This is a genomic window from Candidatus Hakubella thermalkaliphila (assembly GCF_013281975.1).
Classification (GTDB): Bacteria; Actinomycetota; Humimicrobiia; order Hakubellales; family Hakubellaceae; genus Hakubella; species Hakubella thermalkaliphila.
In genome coordinates, this window is sequence record NZ_BLRZ01000182.1 from 1 (window position 1) to 2,472 (window position 2,472).

General features: G+C 47.8%; 2 protein-coding genes. Both read left to right on the forward strand.

Annotated elements, in window-relative coordinates; genetic code table 11:
- The first annotated feature begins 704 nt into the window (after positions 1 to 704).
- Entirely contained in the window at positions 705 to 1,910 is a 1,206-nt protein-coding gene (locus tag HW443_RS10605; RefSeq protein ID WP_176231523.1) for a radical SAM/SPASM domain-containing protein, read from the forward strand.
- A gap of 200 nt (positions 1,911 to 2,110) precedes the next feature.
- A partial coding sequence (locus HW443_RS10610) for a radical SAM protein (RefSeq protein WP_176238176.1) occupies positions 2,111 to 2,472 on the forward strand: 362 nt, incomplete at its 3' end.

Here is a 2,472-nt window from a genome sequence, read left to right on the forward strand (position 1 = left end):
TTTGAAAGTAAGTGTACCAGTAGCGGCTTGGACGGTGTGGACTGAAATGGTTGGTCGTGAGGTCAGCCAGAGTATAGAACCGCCGAAAGGGTGCGAAATGGAAAGCTTACTAGTAGAAAGTGTAAGGATAAGGTTTCTTGGGACATTTACTTTTGTCCTCTGATATTCTCTCCTATGCTTACGTCTTAGCCCTACAACGTCATTTACCTGAATACATAGAATATGTTGTGGTTCAATTAAAGAAATTGCCCTACATATTGAACCAAGATTCTTAGGTATCGCTGTAGGGTTAGAAGTTAGGTTCACATCGTAAGACATATGTAACAAGAGAATTGCACCAACTGAATTTGGTTTTTCTCCTCACGACTGTTCCTTCTGCGCTCTCTCTCCGAAAGGTTGAAGCCTCACCATAAGGCTCTTTTTGAACCACATATAACGTTTGCACCACATATAGCGTCCTGTACAGAGTGTCGTGAGCAAATGTTTGGATATTCTCCCAAAGTATACGGTTAGAGTAATGAGAAAATGTTTTCCCTCCTTGGAGCAATCAATAATTCTGGACAGTCTGCCAGACATACCTCCACCCAGGGGGCCTGGTTGAAATCCAGGCCCCTTTAGTTGTATCATTCGACTCGAAAACTGAATTGAGGGTAGTATAGGAAAACTTCTCCAGTTATTGCTAAAGAACCAGAGAGAGATAACAGATGATCGGTTGCACCAAACTTTTTTGCGGCACCGCCACCGTCTCCGATGCCCTCAAGTTTGGAAGAGATAGCTCCAAACTCCCCCCTCATTTGCTTCAATTCAGCTCTGATCAACATCCGGTGGTAGTGTGGAATATTACCAACCGGTGCAACCTGCGATGCAAGCATTGCTATATTAGCGCAGAGGATAGGGCTTATTCTGATGAGTTGAATGCCTCAGAAGCGAAGAGGTTTATTCAGGATCTGGCCTTCATGAAAATACCAGTTCTTCTCTTCTCGGGAGGGGAACCCCTGATTCGCAAGGATGTCTTTGAGCTGGGCCAATATGCCAGAGAGAAGGGGATTCGGGCCGTTCTGTCCACCAACGGCACTCTGATTTCAGAAGAAGTGGCCCGAAGGATCAAAGAGGCCGGGTTTCAATATGTCGGTGTCAGCATCGATGGCACCAAAGAAGTGCACGATGATTTTCGTTGCCGGCAGGGGGCTTTTGAACAGGCCCTTACGGGTATCAAAAACTGTCAATCCGTCGGCCTTAAGGCTGGAGTCCGCCTTACTATCAACAGATATAACGCAAGTGATTTCTCCGCTATCCTCGATCTTTTGGTAGAAAATAAAATAACTCGCTTCTGTATGTACCATTTGGTCTATGCTGGAAGAGGAAAAAAAATGGCCGCCGATGATCTGACTCCTGGAGAGACGAGAAAGGTTATAGAACTTCTTCTTCGACGGACAGAAGAGTTTTCTAGATCAGGTATCGAGCTAGAAATATTGACCGTGGATAATCATGCCGATGGCGCCTATATCTATCAGAAGGTGTTGCGGGAGCAGCCTGAACGAGCCCAAGAAGTCTACCAGCTTCTCTTAATGCATGGTGGCTGCTCGGCAGGCAGGAAGCTGGCTAATGTTGATGCCAAAGGTGATGTCCATGCCTGCCAGTTCTGGGGAAATGTCTCCCTGGGTAACGTACGGGAGCGATCTTTCAGCCAGATCTGGTCGGATTCTCACAACCAGCTTCTTCGTGATCTGAGAGATATGAAAGGTATGCTGCGGGGGCGCTGTGGTCGCTGTCGGTATGTGGAGGTCTGTGGCGGATGTCGCATTCGCGCCGAAGTCATAAAAGGAGACCTGTGGGACGAGGACCCCGCCTGCTATCTGACGGATGACGAGATTGAGACTGATCCGCAAATAGTGGGTGCGGTGGTGTAGATCGAGAATGGATGGCAGAGATTACCCAGAAAAATAGATTCCCTATTTTTATCGTTTGAGGAAGTGGCCCCCGAATAACAAATTGTTTTTATCGAAGCCAGTGGATAACAAATCCCGATGGCAAGAAGCAGTTTTGGCCAAATAGGGATAGAATTCCAGTATAAAGCCATGCGTCTATTGCCTATATTTGAGAGGTATTCATGGGCGGACTAATTCCTCAACTGCCTCAGGTCATTGCCTGGGAGACTACCAGGGCCTGTAATCTGGCCTGTGTTCATTGCCGGGCTGAAGCCCAATACCACCCCGACCCTGGCCAACTGGCCACCCAAGAAGGATTTCGTCTCATAGATCAGATCTCCGAGCTATCCAAGCCTATTCTGATTCTGAGTGGCGGTGATCCGCTCCTGAGACAAGACATTTTTGAGCTTGCCGCCTACGGAACGAAGAAGGGTCTGCGAGTAGTGATGTCTCCCAACGGCACTTTACTTACTCCAGAAGTTGTGGAGAGAATCAAGATGGCCGGGGTATCCCGTATCTCGGTGAGTCTGGACGGTTCTTCTCC

Excerpts from the sequence above, each read along its gene's own strand:
- HW443_RS10605 (WP_176231523.1), top strand. The coding sequence starts at position 705 with ATGATCGGTTGCACCAAACTTTTTTGCGGCACCGCCACCGTCTCCGAT.